This window comes from Lactococcus sp. NH2-7C (genome assembly GCF_029953655.1).
GTDB classification, from domain to species: Bacteria; Bacillota; Bacilli; order Lactobacillales; family Streptococcaceae; genus Lactococcus; species Lactococcus lactis.
Genome location: NZ_CP124538.1, coordinates 2371075 through 2392568, shown reverse-complemented (window position 1 = coordinate 2392568; position 21494 = coordinate 2371075). Strand labels below are relative to the sequence as shown.

At 33.3% G+C, this 21494-nt stretch carries 13 protein-coding genes and 1 pseudogene; 1 reads left to right on the top strand and 13 read right to left on the bottom strand.

From position 1 onward, the window contains the following. Nucleotides 1-332: 332 nt before the first annotated feature. Nucleotides 333-1748 (bottom strand): amidase domain-containing protein, encoded by a 1416-nt coding sequence (locus QJV49_RS11925; RefSeq protein WP_225513209.1) that lies wholly within the window; start codon nucleotides 1746-1748, stop codon nucleotides 333-335. A 193-nt stretch (nucleotides 1749-1941) separates the two neighbouring features. Next, nucleotides 1942-2097, bottom strand: a complete 156-nt coding sequence (locus QJV49_RS11920) for an LPXTG cell wall anchor domain-containing protein (protein ID WP_241893108.1) — start codon at nucleotides 2095-2097, stop codon at nucleotides 1942-1944. On the opposite strand from QJV49_RS11920, the gene QJV49_RS11915 reads away from it, so the two are divergent. Next, complete coding sequence (locus QJV49_RS11915; RefSeq protein ID WP_281449137.1) at nucleotides 2069-5326, top strand: hypothetical protein; 3258 nt, start codon at nucleotides 2069-2071, stop codon at nucleotides 5324-5326. The genes QJV49_RS11920 and QJV49_RS11915 overlap by 29 nt on opposite strands. 2404 nt (nucleotides 5327-7730) lie before the next feature. Here the strand turns inward: QJV49_RS11915 and QJV49_RS11910 are convergent. From QJV49_RS11910 to QJV49_RS11865, 11 genes and pseudogenes are all read right to left on the bottom strand, one after another. Further along, the gene (locus QJV49_RS11910) at nucleotides 7731-8738 is read right to left on the bottom strand and encodes a hypothetical protein (RefSeq protein WP_225512987.1); all 1008 of its coding nucleotides are present in this window, start codon (nucleotides 8736-8738) and stop codon (nucleotides 7731-7733) included. Nucleotides 8739-8787: 49 nt separating this feature from the next. After that, nucleotides 8788-9039: a hypothetical protein gene (locus tag QJV49_RS11905; protein WP_033900280.1), complete on the bottom strand. Its 252-nt coding sequence runs from the start codon at nucleotides 9037-9039 to the stop codon at nucleotides 8788-8790. Then, nucleotides 9029-9904 (bottom strand): hypothetical protein, encoded by an 876-nt coding sequence (locus tag QJV49_RS11900; RefSeq protein WP_033900282.1) that lies wholly within the window; start codon nucleotides 9902-9904, stop codon nucleotides 9029-9031. Before QJV49_RS11900 ends, QJV49_RS11905 begins: the two co-directional genes overlap by 11 nt. After that, nucleotides 9894-11336, bottom strand: a complete 1443-nt coding sequence (locus QJV49_RS11895; RefSeq protein WP_058206167.1) for a glycosyltransferase — start codon at nucleotides 11334-11336, stop codon at nucleotides 9894-9896. The genes QJV49_RS11900 and QJV49_RS11895 overlap by 11 nt, the downstream gene beginning before the upstream one ends. 190 nt (nucleotides 11337-11526) lie before the next feature. Beyond that, on the bottom strand, nucleotides 11527-12258 hold the full coding sequence (gene asp3, locus QJV49_RS11890; RefSeq protein WP_225512986.1) for an accessory Sec system protein Asp3: 732 nt from the start codon (nucleotides 12256-12258) through the stop codon (nucleotides 11527-11529). 33 nt (nucleotides 12259-12291) lie between these two features. Beyond that, nucleotides 12292-14568: an accessory Sec system protein Asp2 gene (locus QJV49_RS11885; protein WP_225512985.1), complete on the bottom strand. Its 2277-nt coding sequence runs from the start codon at nucleotides 14566-14568 to the stop codon at nucleotides 12292-12294. A gap of 1879 nt (nucleotides 14569-16447) precedes the next feature. Then, nucleotides 16448-17611 carry an A/G-specific adenine glycosylase gene (gene mutY, locus QJV49_RS11880; RefSeq protein WP_225512984.1) on the bottom strand — a complete coding sequence of 388 codons (1164 nt, stop codon included), beginning with the start codon at nucleotides 17609-17611 and terminating at the stop codon, nucleotides 16448-16450. Between the two features lie 163 nt (nucleotides 17612-17774). Then, nucleotides 17775-18770, bottom strand: coding sequence for a hypothetical protein (locus tag QJV49_RS13255; RefSeq protein ID WP_371400349.1), 996 nt, complete (start codon nucleotides 18768-18770; stop codon nucleotides 17775-17777). 48 nt (nucleotides 18771-18818) lie between these two features. Next, a pseudogene (gene uvrC, locus QJV49_RS13250) lies at nucleotides 18819-19781 on the bottom strand (excinuclease ABC subunit UvrC); the annotation flags it as partial. Between the two features lie 94 nt (nucleotides 19782-19875). Next, nucleotides 19876-20589, bottom strand: a complete 714-nt coding sequence (gene pnuC, locus QJV49_RS11870; RefSeq protein ID WP_225512982.1) for a nicotinamide riboside transporter PnuC — start codon at nucleotides 20587-20589, stop codon at nucleotides 19876-19878. Nucleotides 20590-20705: 116 nt separating this feature from the next. Further along, nucleotides 20706-21422 carry a nucleoside phosphorylase gene (locus QJV49_RS11865; protein ID WP_225512981.1) on the bottom strand — a complete coding sequence of 239 codons (717 nt, stop codon included), beginning with the start codon at nucleotides 21420-21422 and terminating at the stop codon, nucleotides 20706-20708. Nucleotides 21423-21494 lie beyond the last annotated feature (72 nt).

The window sequence follows — 21494 nt, the reverse complement described above, 5'->3', positions numbered from 1 at the left end:
TTAAATAATAAGAAACTATTTAGTATACATTTGTAATGTTTTAATTCATACTTGCACTACTTTAGAAACTAAATAAATAAATCATATTCAAAAATAGTCCCTACTATTTTTGATATTTTTAAAGGATGCTTATTATACTATTCTTTTAAGTTAATATTTACTTTATTTTTAATAAAAAATTCCCATATTTAACCTTCCACAATATAAACAAATTTTTACTTTCTAAACTCATATTTATCCATTTTACAGAGAAATATATAATTTATACTTTCTCTGTAAAATGGATATAAGTAAGTTAATTACATAACTTACTTATTCCATTTAATTAATAGCTATTTTGGTTGAATATAAGTAGCTAGTGCAGCGACACCAGCAGAAATATGACGTTCACTCACGATATTATTCCCTTTTACATTCATTTCAGAAACTAAAATAGAATTATCTGAATATACTTTTTCTACGAATGCCACATGACCATATATAATACTAGATCCTGCAACTCCTGGAGGAAAACTTACTGCATATCCTTCCGTTGGAACAGATGTAGTATAATAACCCTGAATTTTAGCATTGATTCCCCATTCTCCTCCATTTCCCATAAAATTACCAATCTTACCACCAAGTTGGATTATACGATTGTAGACATATTGTGTACAATTTCCGAAGGCATAACTTTCAGAGCCAGGATATTGTTCCCCATTATATACGGGAAAATCTGATTTATCACCTCTTGAAGTCACAACTGGACTAGTAGGAATATTGTCACCCAGGACTTGAGTTGAGCTATCTACATTATCATAAGCATCCAATTTATACTCTTGAATGAGTTCAATTAATTTTTGTGCATATGCTGGGTCAGTAGCAAAAATTCCTTGCAAGGCTTCAGCTGCTTCCCGATAATTTTTAGCATGTGATTTCCATGCACCAGCATAAATCTCAGAATTCCAAGTTGTTCCCTTAATCATCAAATTAATATAATCATCCAAAGCTTGATCATAATTACTATAGATTCTGAAACTTTGTTCAATATAAAATGGAGTATTTCCTGAAAATTCTTCTGTTTTAAAAGAAATAGATTTTCCTAAGTAAGCACCAGTAATATTGAAAATATTAAAATATTGTTGACTCATATTGCTTTGACCAGAACCAGATTCTAAAATGGCCTGCGCCAAGATGATTGAAGCATACAGATTATTTTTACCAGCTAAAATTCTCACACGATCCGCAATACTTTTGATAAAAGCATCAGTACTAGTGACATCAATTTTTTCAATCGGCTTAGCAGCATCAATTTCTTTTAAAACCGGACCAGTATAAACAGACTTCTCCGAGTCAGCTGACGAACTTGGCATTTGTACAGATGTTGAAGTCTGATTATATGATGTCGTTCCTTGTGAATAATTAAAAGGAGCCGATACGGAAGTAGATGGAGCTTGAGTTGTTGTTGAAGGAGTACTAGCAGAACTATTAGTTGATGGTGAACTAGAAGTGCTTGGTTTCGATGATGAATCTGACGTACTCGGTTTCGATGATGAATCTGACGTACTCGGTTTCGATGATGAATCTGACGTACTTGGTTTCGATGATGAATCTGACGTACTTGGTTTCGATGATGAATCTGACGTACTTGGTTTCGATGATGAATCTGACGTACTTGGTTTCGATGAGTCTGAAGTTATCCCTGAAGTATCTCCACTACTACTAACAGTTACCTCGTCAGCATGACTTGCTACACCAAAAACTGTCATACCCAAAATCAAAGCCGTTCCTGCGATAAACTTTTCTTTTTTCAAATGTTTAACCTTTAGTTTTTGTAATATATCTTAAATAAACTATTTAAATCCTGTCGAACCTCCAAAAAGAAGTTGCATATTTTTTTATGCGGAACCTCTTTTTATTCAGTTCTAATTGGGAAAAATAGTTATATCAGCAAATTTCTATTTATTTTCTTTTTTCTCTCCTTCCGAACAATGCTGCACCAATAGCACCAAAGAGTGTTGCAAGACCTATAGAGCTAGCAACTGACCCATCAGACGATCCTGTCTTAGGTAAGTAACCTGTTCCCCCATTGTTTACAGAACTACTGTTTCCTGGCAAATTACTTGTATTACTATTTGTAGTAGAGACACTTGGAGGAGTAGCACTCAATGAGTTTGAATCAGACATTGAACCTGAATCACTCAATGATGTACTTGTGCTCAATGAGTTCGAATCACTGATTGATGTAGACATCGAACTTGAATCACTTAACGATGTGCTTGTACTCAATGAGTTTGAATCACTGATCGATGTAGACAGGCTTGATGAGTCTGAAGTACTTAATGAGTTTGAAACAGACATTGAACCTGAATCACTCAATGATGCACTTGTGCTCAATGAGTTTGAATCACTGATTGATGTAGACAAGCTTGATGAGTCTGAGGTACTTAATGAGTTTGAATTACTGATTGATGTAGACAAGCTTGATGAGTCTGAAGTACTTAATGAGTTTGAATCACTGATTGACGCAGACATTGAACCTGAATCACTCAATGATGTGCTTGTGCTCAATGAGTTCGAATCACTGATTGACGTAGACATCGAACCTGAATCACTCAATGATGTACTTGTGCTCAATGAGTTTGAATTACTGATTGACGTAGACATCGAACTTGAATCACTCAATGATGTGCTTGTGCTCAATGAGTTCGAATCACTGATTGATGTAGACAAGCTTGATGAGTCTGAAGTACTTAATGAGTTTGAAACAGACATTGAGCCTGAATCACTCAATGATGTGCTTGTGCTCAATGAGTTCGAATCACTGATTGACGTAGACATCGAACTTGAATCACTCAACGATGTGCTTGTACTCAATGAGTTCGAATCACTGATTGACGTAGACATCGAACCTGAATCACTCAATGATGTACTTGTGCTCAATGAGTTCGAATCACTGATTGACGTAGACATCGAACCTGAATCACTCAATGATGTGCTTGTACTCAATGAGCTTGAATCACTGATTGACGTAGACATCGAACTTGAATCACTCAATGATGTGCTTGTGCTCAATGAGCTTGAATCACTGATTGACGCAGACATTGAACCTGAATCACTCAATGATGTGCTTGTGCTCAATGAGTTCGAATCACTGATTGACGTAGACATCGAACTTGAATCACTCAACGATGTGCTTGTACTCAATGAGTTCGAATCACTGATTGACGTAGACATCGAACCTGAATCACTCAATGATGTACTTGTGCTCAATGAGTTTGAATTACTGATTGATGTAGACAAGCTTGATGAGTCTGAAGTACTTAATGAGTTTGAATCACTGATTGACGCAGACATTGAACCTGAATCACTCAATGATGTGCTTGTGCTCAATGAGTTTGAATTACTGATTGATGTAGACAAGCTTGATGAGTCTGAAGTACTTAATGAGTTTGAATCACTGATTGACGCAGACATTGAACCTGAATCACTCAATGATGTGCTTGTACTCAATGAGCTTGAATCACTGATTGACGTAGACATCGAACTTGAATCACTCAATGATGTGCTTGTGCTCAATGAGTTCGAATCACTGATTGATGTAGACAAGCTTGATGAGTCTGAAGTACTTAATGAGTTTGAAACAGACATTGAGCCTGAATCACTCAATGATGTGCTTGTGCTCAATGAGTTCGAATCACTGATTGATGTAGACAAGCTTGATGAGTTTGAAGTACTTAATGAGTTTGAATCACTGATTGACGTAGACATCGAACCTGAATCACTCAATGATGTGCTTGTGCTCAATGAGTTCGAATCACTGATTGACGTAGACATCGAACTTGAATCACTCAACGATGTGCTTGTACTCAATGAGTTCGAATCACTGATTGACGCAGACATTGAACCTGAATCACTCAATGATGTGCTTGTACTCAATGAGCTTGAATCACTGATTGACGTAGACATCGAACTTGAATCACTCAATGATGTACTTGTGCTCAATGAGTTTGAATCACTGATTGACGTAGACATCGAACCTGAATCACTCAACGATGTGCTTGTACTCAATGAGTTCGAATCACTGATTGACGTAGACAATGAATCTGAAGTACTTAATGAGTTTGAGTCACTGATTGACGTAGACAATGAATCTGAAGTACTTAATGAGTTTGAGTCACTGATTGACGTAGACAATGAATCTGAATCACTTAATGAGTTTGAGTCACTGATTGACGTAGACAATGAACCCGAATCACTTAATGAGTTTGAGTCACTGATTGACGTAGACAATGAATCTGAATCACTTAATGAGTTTGAGTCACTGATTGACGTAGACAATGAATCTGAAGTACTTAATGAGTTTGAATCACTGATTGACGTAGACAATGAATCTGAAGTACTTAATGAGTTTGAATCACTGATTGACGTAGACAATGAATCTGAATCACTTAATGAGTTTGAATCACTGATTGACGTAGACAATGAATCTGAATCACTTAATGAGTTTGAGTCACTGATTGACGTAGACAATGAATCTGAATCACTTAATGAGTTTGAGTCACTGATTGACGTAGACAATGAATCTGAATCACTTAATGAGTTTGAGTCACTGATTGACGTAGACAATGAATCTGAAGTACTTAATGAGTTTGAAACAGACATTGAACCTGAATCACTCAATGATGTGCTTGTGCTCAATGAGTTTGAATCACTGATTGAAATTGATAATGAGTTTGAATCACTAATGCTATTACTCAATGAATCGGAATCACTAATGGAATTTGATAATGAACTTGAATCACTGATGCTTTCACTCATTGAGTCTGAATCACTGATTGAAATTGATAATGAGTTTGAATCACTAATGCTATTACTCAATGAATCGGAATCACTAATGGAATTTGATAATGAACTTGAATCACTGATGCTTTCACTCATTGAGTCTGAATCACTGATTGAAATTGATAATGAACTTGAATCACTAATGCTATTACTCATTGAATCGGAATCACTAATGGAATTTGATAATGAACCTGAATCACTGATGCTTTCACTCATTGAGTCTGAATCACTAATTGAAGTTGAACCACTAATGGAATCTGATAGTGAGCTTGAATCACTAATGCTAGTGCTCATTGAATCGGAATCACTGATTGAATCTGATAATGAACTACTTGATGAGATAGAAGTGCTTATTGATTGGCTAATACTTTCTGATGTTGTATTACTATTTAAAGAGTCACTTATTGATACACTCGTACTCAGTGAAGTTGAAGTACTTATTGATGAACTTGTTGATGTAGAAGTACTCGTTGACATAGAAGTACTTCCCTCAGGACTATAAACGTAAATTGATACATTTGTTGTTGATGTTGTATCTGCGACTACAGTAGTTGTAGGTTGGTTTGTATTTGTTGGAAGCATATCAGATCCGGGCTGAATGTATACATATCCAGTTGGTACATTGGTTTGAGTATAAAGATTGCTGCTCCAATCAATCGTGTTTCCTACATTAGCTGGGACATTAGTTGTACCTGCCATTTCGCTTCCAACATTTCCTGAGTCAGTTGCAACTGCTAATCCAGTTTGAGCGTCTACATATGTATATGAAATATTAGGGTTTGATTGACCATAAACATAGATATTATATGTGTAAGTTTCGCCCGTCATAGGAACATTGGCGTAGTTCGCTTGCCCGTACTGATCTCCGTTATCTATAGAACTTGTTGGGTCACCTCCAGGTTGCCCGTTAGTTCCTGTAGGTGCACCTGAATAAATCTGATTATCAGTACTTCCTCCTAAAGCCCACATATAACCTGAAGGCATATTGTCAACCGCATAAGTTGTGTTAACTAGACTAATGTTTTGACCGATATAATTTGAGTCATCACTTAACGGAACACTCGTAGTGCCTACAGTATCACCATTTTGATTGACATAATTAATTTTTATATCTCCAACAGGTAGAGCATTAGTTTGCAGCTCTCGTGTGCTAGTATTAATAATACTAGATGTTGCAGTACCACCAGTAACCGAAGTTGTTCCATTTTGAACAGTTAAATTACCAAATGTACCTGTTGCATCAGGTGTTGCTGGGCTAGCATTGGTTCCTTGCCATGTGTTAATACTGGAATTATTCATCGTAAATTTCCCAGCCCCACTTACGAGTGGCCCTGTACTTGGAGTACCTGTAGCAGTATCAACAGCCATATGCAATGATTTAGGAGAAATAAAGGTAACACTTGAACCAGCACTATTTGTCTGTATAACTGCTCCATTAGCCCACTGATTGATGTCTAACGTTGTAGCAGCATTAAAGAGTACGCTTTGAGTCCCTTGTACTCGAATAGCCCCTGGTTGAGTTGATTTAGGTATCGAGAGGTTAAAATTTTGTCCAAAAGTATATTTTGCTGTAGCTGCAGCTCCCTGTTGTCCATTAATAAAGTACTGGAAACCTGTTTGCGACCATTGAACATTATCACCCGCTGTAATTCCATTAAAGTACAAATAAGCGGCCGGATAGTTAGCAGACTGCCCATTGTAAGTATTAGCAGTATTAGAAGAGCCATCTCCCATTGTAATAGTATTTCCGTAACCTACACTGCTAGATGACGCAACAGTTTCAAAATAGAACTCCGAAAATCGGATATCATTTGATGTACGATTTAGGACCACGCTCGAATTATTCGCAAAATTAATACTACCAACCGAACGCGTTACCTCATTCGAAATATTAAATGTATTTGTACCAGAGAAAACTAATTTTGAACCAACTCCATACATTAAATGGATAGGGTTATTTCCATTTGAAGTGCTCTTTGTCAGTGTCAGATTGTTTACATTTGCTGTTAACTGAGTGGCACCAGAAGGACTAATAAGTGAGTAGCCGTTCCCATCGTTTGCAGCAAAACCTTGTTGTGCTACCATATTACTCAAAGTAAAAGTGGTTGAAGTTGTAATATTTGCCCAGTCAAAACTTTGTGTTCCAAGATCTACCGTATTGTTATTTCCTTGTACAATAACACTTGCACCATTTGCCCGGTTAGTCATAGCTGTCCCACCGGAAGTAGGATAAGTAACATTAGCAGTAATATCAATATAGGTAATATTGGCATTTGCCCAAGCACTTTGTAATTGTGCATATGTTGTTACATTTGCATATGTACCATTTGTAATCGCCGTAGATTTATAAGTTGCGTCATTTAGAACTTGATCTGGAGTTGCAACAGTAACTGATGTGGGTGATGAAGGGGTAGTATTAAGCCCTGTCTCAAAATCTCCTCTATTAATATCCGGATCAGTTGCGACTTTATTTATTGTACTCCCCGCAGTGGTTGCGAGCGCCTTTGCCGCCGGAATCGTCGCCCCTGAAGTATTTGCTGATACTGACTCAGTTTGAGTAGCTACCGCAACTCCTGCCACTGCTCCACCACCTAAAACACTAACAGTGGAAAGTGCTGCATACATCCAACGTTTCTTACTCTTATACATCCGGTAACGTAATTTTGGCTCCGAGACTATTAGAGATTTATTTTTATTTTTTAAATTCATTCTTATTTTCCTATTTATAAATATATTTTTTATTCTTAGCAATAAATTATTCTAATTTTCAGGGGCCTCTTTTATTAACTGATTCAAAAAGCAACATAAAGAAAGGTGCCCAAACTTTTACATCTCCAATAAAAGTAACATTTGTAATTTCCATTATTTTGCCCCCTTAAAAGAAATATAACTTCGGTTCACCCTGTCTACTGGCCATCAACTCCGAAAATAATTGATTCTGCTTTAATTACTGCATCTCGTGTGAATCCACCATTTCTCAAAATATTAGCCATATTTCTAGCATTTGACTTAAACAGTTGTAGTTGATTATCACTCATTTTATCGAGCTTTTCCCTTATTTCATAAGGGTCACTTATCGTAAATCCAAGATGATGTGAATCAATAAAATGAGCAATGGCTGCTTCTTCCCAAACAATTACCGGCATCCCCAGACTAAGATATAATGAAACTTTATGAGGACTATTAAACCTTGTATACCCTTGATAGTCTCCACCTCCTGGAAGATTATCATCCCACGCAATACCAAAAGAATCTCCTGAAATATTTTTTAGTAAATCTTGAGAGCTAAACGAACCATGATATATTACATTGACACCAAATATTTCCTTTGTTTTACGCCCAAAAGCATGTAGTTCTGGCATATTCATTGGCCAGTTTTCTATAAAAATCGATTTATCTAAATTACCAGCAATAGTTACTTTTTTCTCAATTTCACTATTAATTGGCAAAGTATCCGTATGGAGATAGTCAAAAAGTTCTTTACAAATTATTTTTGTTTGCACACCATATTCTCTAAGCGCATCATTCATCTTTGCCCCATGACCTATAACCACATCTGCATTGTTTAAAAAGATGTTTTCATTTGGGAAAAAACCTCTTAACCACTCTGAATCATGCATAAGCACAATTACCTTAGCTCCAATAGTTTTAAGCTTATCCATAAATGTTTCTTCAAATCTAACTCCCAATAGCGTAGGGAATTGATAAAGAATAACATCTCCATTTTCAATTTCAGATAATACCCCATTTAGTAATGCGTCCAGAATTCCATCCGACATTATTCGTGTATCTTGCATTCGGATACTAATTTTTTCATATCCTAACTGCTGTGCTATTTTCGTAATATCACTTTTGGGTTTAGTAACTGCATCCCTAGATTCGGCCTGTATAATATTAACTACCCATCTTTGCATTATTTCTCCTCTTTATCAGATTACTTTAATCATATTTGATGTCTTATTCTTATAAAATTTTATAAATAAAAGATAACAGAATAACCAAAGTCATCATAATGGCTATAAGGATAATAATAAATTTACCGTAGCCTTTTTCTTCTGCATCATTTATGACCATATCACTTTCCTCTTGAAACATTTGTTCTATCTCATCATCCAATTGACTATTTTTTTTGAAATGAGGAGTAGATAAATGGTCTCTTGACTTATTAATACTTGAAGAAGAATTTACTAGATCCTGTGCTTTCTTAGCTTTCATATTCTTTTTTTCTTTCTCTTATAACTTTGACTTTTGAAACAGGTACTCCTTTTTTAATTAATGACTGCTTCGTTTCCAAAGACACTTCAACTTCTTGAATATAGTCAATTTTATTTGTAAGAATTGCTAATAAATTACCTTTAACTTCTCCATTTTCATCAAAAGGAGATTCATTTAGACGAAGAATATTATGAGAATTAGTTTTAGATAGTGCAGTTAATTCTAGGCCTAAGAAAGAAATTCTCACCTGATCTATTGAAGTGATTATTTTTGCTACTTGCTCAGAGATAAAAGAATCTAGAGATTTGAAACCTTCTTTTACTTCTCCCGTGCGTTGATCATTCAAACTGACGTACTCCAATCTCCCTTCATAAAAGAAATAACTAATTACTGGGATTTTTTTGTCATTATAAAAATGAATTTCTTGAGGAAGATTATTAAAATAAAAAATTTCACTAAAAATCTTACCATCAATGGCATATTCTTCAATATAGTCCTTCTCTCCATTTTCATGAAGGTATTGTATATTTTTAACAAGTCGTCTTGTATTTTGAAATAATTCCATTATTCCAATCTCTTGACCTTCATGAATGATTGAAATAGAGTAATCTTCATTCATAAAAATTTCAGAAAAACTTGGAACTGGCGCTCTGTTAAAAAATAGGGACTGTGATAAGTCATAACTTCTTCTGGTTAAGTAATCAAAAAGATTGATTCCTTCGATTTTTAAATCTTCTATAGACTTTGAAAATTCTGGACTAGGCAAAACACTTATTAATTTTTCAGCTTCACAATGTAATCTTTCAGCGATTCCTTCCCATTCGGGATTTCCTCTCCTAATAAGTGTGACTAATTCATAATTCATCTAATACCTGCTTCCATTTGTTTCCGATAACAGAATCTTGATATTTCTCTACAGATTCAATCGTATCTCGTTTTAATTCCACATAATTGCCTTTGATCATTTGATAAATCCCTTGCTTTAACTGAGCAACATTAAAGCTCTCATCCCCTCTCTTAAAATCTTTTAAGTAGCCATTTACTCCATCTGTTATAAGTTCAAGCGCTCCAAAACGAGCTTTAAACGTTATAATAGGAAGTCCAGCATTCAAAGCTTCAATATAAGTCAATCCAAATCCTTCTGAATATGAAGCGGATATGAAGGCGTCATATTGTTTATAAATGTCTTCTAAATTATTAGAGTGTCCTTTAAGATGAATATAGTCGTTAGCTTCAAGCTCATTAATAACTTTTTGGAGTTTTGCTTCTTCTACGCCTTGACCATATATATCAAAAATTATTTCAGGGTACTCTCCATGAATCTCAGAAAATGCACGAATTGCTAAATCAATATGCTTTTCACTTGCTAACCTGGAAGCAGTCATAAATTTTAAAGGTCTTTCTGTATTTGATGAATCACTCGATGACTTTCTTTTGTCTCGAATTCCCCCAACAGGAATAGTAACAAATTTGTCTTCCACCCCTGGGAAATCTTTTATGAAATCTTCTCTTTGTAAATCAGTTGATACAATTATTTTATCTGCTTGATCAATATGAGTTAAAAGATACTCATAATAATTATTCCATAAAGGATCTTTTGCCACAGCCCTATCTCCTAAGTGATCCGCATGAATTACTTCTATAATATTTTGATTTAAAAATTGATGATTAAAAAGGGCTACTTCCGGCTCTTCTCCTCGATCTAAAATAAAAGTATTTTTATCCAGGAAAATTTTAGAGAGACATTCAAAAAAATAACGCTGAAATAAAATCTCATTTCTAAAAAATAAATGCTCCCCTTCAAAATCATAGATATGGATATTTTCTAATATTCTTCCCCTTCGAGGATGCTTAAATTCATTGAACATTATTTTTCGCTCTCCGGTTAAAAAATCAAAAATTTCAATTTTATAACGAGAAACTAATAAAAATTCATTATTCTTTGGATTCGGAGACTTTTCAATGTGCTCTTTAATCAATAATCCTGAAGAGGTCACCGTCTGAACAATGCGGTGAGTATTAGAAAAATCCTTAATAATTTGATCTTGACGCTCTGCTTTTCTTATTAATCCTGACCTAGCTACCTCTGGTCCAAAGGTGAAAAACTCCCAAATATCAATTACTTTTTCCGAAGATATTTCCCAATGCTCCATAGCTTCTTTTAGTTCTTTAACTAATTCTGTAAAAATATATTTATAAGGAATACCTAAATTATCAAAAAGTTGTGCTCTATAAAATTGAGCATGCTCAACTCCTGAATTACCAATTCCCATAGCTTTATTTATAAAAAAATTCATACTTCATTTTCTCCTAATTATTTTGGGGTATATTCTCTTTATATCTGATCAATTTTTTCCTTCCTCTGCAACATTTGCAGTATTATATTGCTATATTTTCTAACTTCTCTAAAACGTTTTAGAGAAGTTTCATCACTATCATCCTTTACACTAATGGAATTAATGATTTTTACATTCGGGCAAAATTTTCTCAAAATATCTGATAAATTTTGGTAGAAATCAGGAATACTTGCAATATATTCTCCATATGAAATAATAACCATTTTTTTTGATTTCTGATAATTTCTAAAAGTTCTAAAATCAAATATATAAAGGTTTCTTCCTTCTCATTAATCAAGAGACATAGCTCACTTGATTTATGTCTAGGAGTTAAAATAGTAGTCACTTTATCAAGTGGACTAATCATGACTTCTATCTCTTCTTTCTCGCTTAAGGATGATAATATTCTAAAAAAATTTCCCTCATAATTTTTGGATAATTCTACAGTTTCCCACTCCTCTATTTCAGAAATAGTCATAAAACTAAATACTATTAACTCGTGTTGGTGATTGATTAAATTAACTGTATAGCTAACTGCTTCTGCTGGATACGTAAATACTAGACTTAGACCATCAAAATACTCTATACCAATTTTCTGATTTGACTTATCATAAAATTCTATTATTGTCTGGACATTGTTCTTATTATTTTTTTCAATATATAATTCAATTTTATAAGTACTATTGGCCAATAATAGTGGTAAAGTAGGAGAAATTCGGTCATTCGAATAATTACCTGCAGAATTCCATGTCTTAATCTTTGCTCCTACAGGCATCATTGGTGAGGAAAACCTTACATTTTCTTTTGCTATTATTATCTCCGATCCATATGAATAGGTACCCGAATAACTATTTCCCCATTTTATTATTGAAATTTGTTTCAAAATTTTACCTTCATTCCAATCATAGTGAATACTTTATAAGTGATAATCAATTCTTCTTAGAAATTTATCCCATAAGATATTCCGATATTGTTTAATAAACCATGTATTAATCTCTACGCTATTGTCATTATGCCTTCCTATTAATCCTTTATATAGTAGAACAGGTTGAGGAGAGAGAGTACGGAGATAAGTTGCTATCTGATAATAATTTAACTGAAAAGTATTAGACAAATCTTGCTGCAATTCATTCATTTTAAAGTTGATTTTTTCATTTAAAAAACTGGAAACTGATTTTTTCGACCTGTTCTCTAAACTTCTTAATTCTGAAAGATCAAACGAATAGTCTATGTTGTTATACAAAAAATCTATTATTTTATATTCCGATAAGTTTTTCTTATTAGAAACAAAATTACGAACTGATTGTTCAAAACTTTGTTCTATAATTCCAGTAAGAAAAGCCGGATCTGATTCCATCACTTGATTTCTTGCAGAATAAATTCTTTCTCTCAACACACTAACTATATCATCGTAATCTAATGTATCCTTTCTAATATTAACCTCTTGATTATTTCTATTTTTTTGTGACTTCTCAACCAAGCGTTCAAATTTATTTTTAGTTAAAACTCCTGGTGCACCTGAAATATGAGAACTTAATTTGTTCTTTTTTCTATACTTTCTAACCCAATCCGGTGCGTTTTCTACAATAATCTTATCTTCAAGAGACGAATAAAAATAACTATCCCCAGCCTGACCTTGTCTTCCTGCTCTTCCTCTAAGCTGATTATCAATACGCTTACTCGTCATATTTTCAGTCCCAATAACAACTAAACCGCCGTTTTTTTTACTATAGTTATCTAACTTTATATCAGTACCACGTCCCGCCATTGCAGTTGCTACAGTTACAGCACCTTTCTTTCCAGCTTCATGAATAATTCGCTTTTCTTTTGTTACTGTTGATGCATTTAAGACACTATGTGGAATTCTATTACTAAGTAGTAATTTTGAGTAAAGATTAGATTTCGAAACTGACCCTGTAGCAATAAGAATTGGTCGTTCGGTTTTAATCATTTTTTTCACAAAAATTAGAGATTCTAACATCTTTTCTTTATGTGTAAAATATATCCTGTCACTGTGATCTACTCTTATAATTGGTTTATGAGTAGGTAAACTTATTACGTCTATTCCATACGTTTCTCTTATTTCTTCCGCATCCGTTTTTGCAGTTCCAGTCATACCAGAGAGGATTTTAAACATTTTAAATAGATTTTGATAGGTAATACTGCCCATTGATTTTGTTTCATCTGTGATTTCTACCCCTTCTTTGGCTTCTAATGCTTGATGTAATCCTCCTTGTAACTTTGTACCAACAAGCTTTCTTCCATTCATTTCATCAAGTAATAGGATTTCTCCTTGTTCAATAACATAGTCTCTTTTATTTTTAAAAATATAATTTGCTTTTAGTGACAAAACTAAGTGCCTGTAAAGTTCTTTGAAACTTTCTCCCAAAATTTCAGTTATTCCAAAATAATCTTGTGCTTTCCTTATTCCTTCTTCCAAAAACCAAACACTCTTCTTATCTTCACTTATCTCGTAGTCTATATCAAAAGCTAAACTTTTTATAAACACATCTGTGATAATATGTAGATTAGACTGAACCTTGGGAGCCCCAGAAATAATTAAAGGAGTCTGTGCCATATCTAATAGGATAGAATCTAGCTCATCAATAATTACAAAATTAAATTTTGAAATATATTGTTTTTCTTTTTCCACCGATAGATTATCCAGCAGATAATCAAAGCCTAAAGCACTGTGCGTGGTGTATACAATATCTGAAGAATACACCACTTTTTTATCAATCTCTTTATCAAACTCATACTTTTTTACACCTACTGCTACAGAAAGCCCTAGCCATCTATAAACTTTACCCACCTCTTCAGCATCTCTCCACGCAAGATACTCATTAGTTGTAATTAAAAAATTACCTGTCCCCTGTAATCCTCTTAAATACATTGGTAAGGTAGCTGTTAATGTTTTTCCTTCTCCTGTCTTCATTTCTGCAACATTTCCATAAAAAAGGACAATAGCTCCTAAAATTTGAACATCATATAATTCCAAGCCCAATATCCTCTTATTGGCTTCTATCATCACAGCATAAGCTTCTGGTAAAAGATCCTCCAATGTTTCTCCAGAATGAATTCTTTGTTTAAAAAGCGTAGTCTGCTTTTTTAAATCATCATCAGATAATTGTTGATATTCAATAAGATTACTTTTTATTACGTTTAAAAAATTTTTTAACTTCTTTTTTTTCATATTCTACTCAGTCTATTTTAAATAATTCTTGTACCATTTAGGTCAATACATTTTAAACAGTAAAACCCTATAACTTTAGCATTTTTATTTATTTTAAAAAGAAAAATTCTTTACGAAAAACTTGAGTTTTTCTTAAAGAATTTTGCTCACAATGGATAATATTATCACGCTTTTTATTTTTTAAAAGATAAAGTTATAGATTCAAATATTATCTGTTTTTATGATTCTTTACCTCCTACCTCCACAAAATATATACATACTTTTTAAACTTTGCCCTAATCAAGGCTTTTTTTGTTACATTTATTAAAATAAAAACTTTTTGACTTTTAAAAGAAACACGTGTTATAATACGTGATGTTTGTGACAAAAGAAACATCAAACTTCTTTATTACATGAAATATTATTCTATACTTTTTCTATATAAGTGTTATTGAACTAATATTGTTTTTGGGCTATATAAATTAATCTTTCAATGAATAATAAAATAAAGAATGGAGATCGGTTATGTTTTATAAAGAGGAATTAAAAAATGCACATAATATTTTATAAATTCAGCATGCCTATGAACGTGAATGCCAACGAAGATTTTTATCTCTTAAAAAACTCTTCCCAGATAATTATAAAAGAATGGTGATTTTAGAACATCTAACAATCTGGATAATTGCAGAAAAATATGCCATCAGTTTATTTGGAAATTCGGACCGATACTGGATATTACAAAAGTAACTGATATACTGAATAATACAGAAAAAATTAAGAAACCTTCTTTATAGTGCTTTATGCCTTAATGCCTTTGTTCTAAGTACTCTTTCTTATTCTTTTATATAATATATGATATGATAACCAATTTATATCTTGTTGTTTTTCAAGTACAAGTTCTACTACTAAGAATCCATGATTTTCTTATTAGCATTTTTTTAGCCCCCTTTTATGAACCATCTTAACGCACTCTCTAATTTATTTTGGTCTTCCGAGTTCAAGGAAATTTTCAGATCATAACAAGTTATATTTTTATACAATTTTAAGTCTTAAAAAATCAACAATAAAAACAGTGTAAAACCTTATAACTTTTCCAATAATTAGTCCTATTTATGCAGTAAATAAAAAACCATACATTTGTATGGTTTTACTATTTTCAAGTAGTTATTTAGCGTTAGCTCCTTTAAGCTGAAATATGATTAAAAATCAGACTATTTAATTACTCTTTTAGTGCTCTATTGACAACTAATTTCGATAAACAATATAATCAAACAATATTTTGAACTAGTGCACACTATTAGGTGACTAATCCTTCAAGAACCTTTCAGTAAAAAATGTCCTAAAAATATGCTAAATTTCAAAAAGAATGTTATAAATAATAACTACTGGAAAATTCTATCTATCATAAATTACTTCTTATATTTAATAGCATTAATAAACTCAAGCTTCGTTAATCCAATTATTGCAATTATCATTTACAGGTTTAGCTATTTTCTACTTTTAGATTTTTATAAAGATCAATATCCTCCCATAAATTATCCAAGTGATTCTTTAGATCATCTATTTGAATTTAATACAACTAGTATTCTAATTATTACTTACTAATTAGCATTGCCAGTTTTTTTATTCAAGATGTTTTAGAGTGTACTTCTAAGAATCTTTAAGGAAACTAGAGTGTCTGACAAATGAATTTATACAGTCACCTTGCAAAAAAAATAAAAGAAAAATCTGAAAAATATGCAAATATTCTCAAAGCCTTGCAAGTGTATTATTTTAAATTATAACGTAGTTAAAAAAGTAGTTAAGATTATTATTATCCTTATGTAGCAAGTGTTTATCTCCATTTTTAGGGTAAATTATCTATTATACAAAAAATTTTTTGGTTTCGATGGTTACTCCACTATTTTAGCAGATCAATTTTCTTATTCTTCTTATCTAAAATTTCAAACATCTTCACTTGTGGCCCAGCAAGAGGAATTTGTGAACGACTTACTTTTGGTTGGCCATTTTCTGTCAGTACTTTTGAATCAAAATGAACCCACATTTTGTCTTCTGATAATAATTCGTCAGCAACTTCAAAGGTCTCTTCTGGTTTTAATTTAATGATTGCCAAATGCCATTTTTGATGAGAAAAAATGTGAGTAAAATTAGCTATATATTCCATTTTTGAAATACTTTCCGGAAGTTCTGGAATGACAATATTTTTACTGACTGAACCGTCAGTAACCATTTTTTCAAAATCTGCTGCTGACAATTCTGTCAGTGGAAATGTCCACATGTCTGCTAACAAGCCTTTTGATGGACGCTTTTCTAAATAATATTCTCCTAATGAATTTTCTAAGTCAAAGGCTATAAAATACAAATCTTTTTGCTTTATCTTTTTTGTTTTAACTGGATAATTTAATTGTTTTCCTGATGCTGCTGCTGCACAATATTTTAGTAAGGGACAAACTTCACATTTTGGACTCTTTGGACTACAAACTAAAGAACCTAAATCCATCAGTGCCTGATTGAAATCACCTGGTCTTTTTTTACTGATGAGATTTCTTAGGTAGCCATCAAAAATTTTCCTTGAACTACTTTTAGAAATATCACAATCTAATTCAAAAACTCTACTTGTCACGCGCATTAGATTTCCATCAATTGCAGGTTCAGCGAGTCCAAAAGAAATTGAGGCAATTGCAGCGGCTGTATAAGGTCCAATTCCTTTTAATGATAATATATCGGCTAGATTGTCAGGAAATTTCCCTTCATATTTATCAACAACTTCTTGCGCTGCGATTTTTAGATTACGAGCGCGAGAATAATAGCCCAAGCCTTCCCAAAGTTTTAGAAGTTCAGCATCATCAGCTTGAGCTAAAGTTTCAATCGTCGGATATTTTTTCATGAAACGTTCATAATATGGCATGACAGTTTCAACCTGTGTTTGTTGGGACATGATTTCTGAAATCCATATTTTGTAAGGTTCAGTTGTTTTTCGCCAAGAGAGTGGCTTTTTATTATCATCATACCAAGAAAGTAAATCTTGCTGAAATTCCTTTATTTGATTCTTAGACCAGTCCATCGATTCTCCAATTACTTTCTTAATTCCTAGTTTGTCAGTAAATATTTACTGACAGATTTGCAATAACTACTTTATTTTACTGACAGAATTTCTGTCAGTAATTTTTATGTTTTTTCAAGAATCAAAAGAACTGACAGATTTACTGACAATTCTTTTGATTACTTTATTTTTTACCTTCTAAAAGAGGAACATTATCCTTGAGTGATTCCCAATTTTCATTTTCTTGAATTGGTCCAGACAAAGTTGTTTTCACACGTTCTGCTACTTCATAAGGAATGCCAGCTTCTGCCACTTCTTGTACACTTGCCTCTTCAATTGCTTTCAAATTTTTGAAAGTTGTCAGTAACTTTTGTTTTCGTTTTGGACCAAGTCCCACAATACCATCCAATTTACTTGAAAATGTATTTTTACCACGTAGTTGTCTATGGAATGTAATCGCAAAACGGTGAACCTCATCTTGAATTCTTGTCAGCAAAAAGAATTCTTGAGATTGTCTTGACAAGGGAACCACGTCTAAAGGGTCACCAAAAAGTAATTCTGACGTTTGGTGCTTATCATTTTTTTGCATCCCAGCAACCGGAATCGATAGCCCAAGCTCTTTTAAAACTTGCTTGGCAATGTTAACTTGACCAGCTCCACCATCCATTGCAATCAAATCAGGAAGAGCCGTTTCTTCTTTTAAAGCTCGCGAATAACGTCTCGTCATCACCTCGCGCATTGAAGCATAGTCATCAGCACCAACCACTGTTTTAATTTTATATTTCCGATAATCTTTTTTTGAAGGTTTTCCATCAATAAAAACAACCATTGCAGATACTGGTGAAGTCCCCATAATATTTGAATTATCAAATGACTCAATTCTTACAGGTTTTGGTATTCCCAAAATTTTACCCAAGTTTTCAACCGCTTTAGTCGTTTTCAAAATATCACGCTCAGCCACATCAAATTTCAATTGTAATTGACTTTGAGCATTCTTAGTTGCCATATTAACTAATTGTTTTTTCTCACCACGGCTTGGTTGAACAATCTGTGTTTTAGCTAAAAGTGATGATAAACGTTTTTCGGCTGATAATTCTTTATCAAGTTTAACAATTGATTGCTCAACATCTTTTTGATCAGAAAATTTAAGCGTCTTGGCCGTAAAAACTTTTGCATCCACTTCTTTAGCTTGAGCTTTAGTTAATAAATTTCCCTCTTGGCTAGCTGCAACTACTGCTTCCACAGATTCCTTGTCGATGTCTTGCGGAATAAAAATTTCCCTTGGCATCATATGATTATTATCTTGATAGAATTGTCCAATGTAAGTTAAAAAATCCTCTTCAGCATCATTATAGTAAGGAAACATATTCACATCACGCTGAATCAATTTCCCTTGGCGTACAAAAAATACTTGGACACACATCCAACCTTTATCAACATAATATCCAAAAACATCGCGGTCTTTCAAATCTTGATTCATCACCCGTTGTTTTGTTCTTAAAGTTCCAATTGCCTTAATCACATCCCGGTACTCAGCAGCTTGCTCAAATTCCATATTATCAGAAGAAATCATCATTTTTGCTTCAAGTTCTTTAACAATTTTTTTATCAGAACCTGTCAGAAATTCCTTCACTTCTTGAGTCATATCCTTATAAACTTGAGGATCAACATGATTAACTACTGGACATAAGCACTGATGAATATGAAAATAGAAACATACTTTTTTCTCCTGTAAACCACATTTTCTAAATGGGAAGATTCGATCTAAAAGGCGTTTAACTTCATTGGCAGCTTTAACATCTGGATAAGGGCCAAAATAAGTCGCACCATCTTTTTGAACTTTACGAACTACCAACAAACGAGGATATTTTTCATTTGTTATTTTTAGGAAAGGATAATATTTATCATCCTTTAGCATAATATTATATTTAGGCTTATAACGTTGAATGAGATTGATTTCTAAAACTAAAGATTCAATATTTGAACCTACAACAATCCATTCCAAATCTTCAATTTCAGAAACTAGTAATTCTGTCTTGGTATTATGAGAACCATGAAAATAAGAGCGCACTCGATTTTTAAGATTCTTTGCCTTTCCGACATAAATAACTGTCCCATTTTTATCTTTATGTAAATAACAGCCAGGACTATCTGGTAATAGTTCTAACTTTGCTTTTATCGTTTGATTCATATTGTTTATTATAGCAAAAAAATGTAGGAGCTGCTCTTCTTTTGGACGTTAATAAAACAAAAAATGACCCATTTACTTGAGTCATTTTCACTTGTTATTTAGTTCCACCTTCATTATCGGCTTCACCACTTGCCCAGACTCGATTAGCATAGATTGCATTGAAGAGCAGAGCTCCTTGTAGGGCAACTTGTGATAGATACATTCCCAACTGCCCTTGGGTGTTTACTCCCATAATAAATTGTACCGTTAAAATCGTCCAATAAATTACTGCTGCCGTGTTAACCACAATCCAAAGCGACCAATTTTCTTTATATTTCAAAATATACAATACTTGTGCAATGAGTGGAATAATTAGATTTAAAGCATCAAAATAAGGAAGTTGCCCTTTTAATAGGGCATCTATGCCCCAAACGACTAACCAAGCAATAAAAGCGCCTAGAAAAATTAGACGGCGAGTTTTTGGTCTAAATTCATGGATAGCATCATCCTGTCCCCAAAAAAACCAGCCTACAGGTTGAGATAAGACATAAAAGATTCCCATGACAAAACTCATCCATGAGTGAGTCTGATAAGCAATTAAAGTCATCGATAAAGTCTGAACTAGACCGAAAGCAAAATTAATTTTACGACCTTTCATTCCATAAATAAGACATAGTACACCAAATACACCAGATATCATTCCAATGAAAGAATCAGGGGCAATGATATAAACAATCACTTGTAAGAACAATAAAATCAAGATATATGTGATTTCAAATTTCTTCCAATTTGCAAAAAGTTGCTTAAAAAGCCAAGAATCTTTTGTCATTTTTTCTCCTTTTATTCCTAACGCTTAAAAGCAGCCAAGAATATCGCTTACCGCTTTCTTAATTTAAAATATGATGGTTATTTCAACTCTAACCTTATTTACAAGTAATATTTATATTAGTTATTTAAAATTTCTAGGGCAATCTCAATTGTCCGAAGCTCGCCTTTATTAACTTCATCATTTCCTGAAACTAAATCATTGACCCCGGCTTGTAAATCTCCTTCGTAAGCTACAACATTATTCAAAATAGATAAAGTCTCTATTCCTCGTAAGCGTCCGACTGTAAACAATGCTCCAGATTCCATATCTTCGCCCACAATTCCAAATTTAGACCAGTATGTTTGAGTTTCTTCATGATTATCCATATAAAAACCATCATGAGAACGAATAATTCCATAAATAGCATCAGGAGCAATTTCTTTTGCTTTATTTAACAAATCAGTAGATGGAACTGCTGGATATTGCTCGGGTACATACATTTTTGTCAAACCATCATCTCGTACTGCTCCTTCACCAATAATTGGAATTCCTAAATCAATCCCCAACTGCAAAGCACCCGCAGAACCTACTCTGATAATTCTCTTAACCCCAATATTATGAAGTTCTTCAATTGCAATAGCAGCTGACGGTGCACCTACACCTGTTGACAGAACTAATAGTTCCTTACCTTTATAAATTCCACAGATTGAGCGAAATTCTCGATTGTATTTTAAGTTCTTTACCTCAGTCAAAAATTTTGCGACTTGATCTATTCGTGCTGGATCCCCTACAATAATCGCATCCACTCTAGCATCATTCTTCCCCAATTGAATATGTGCTTGTCGTTCTTCCATTTTTTACTCCTCTATTAGTTAAAAAGTTGAGTCTTGCCTATTAAACAATTAAATTATAGCAAATATTCCTGA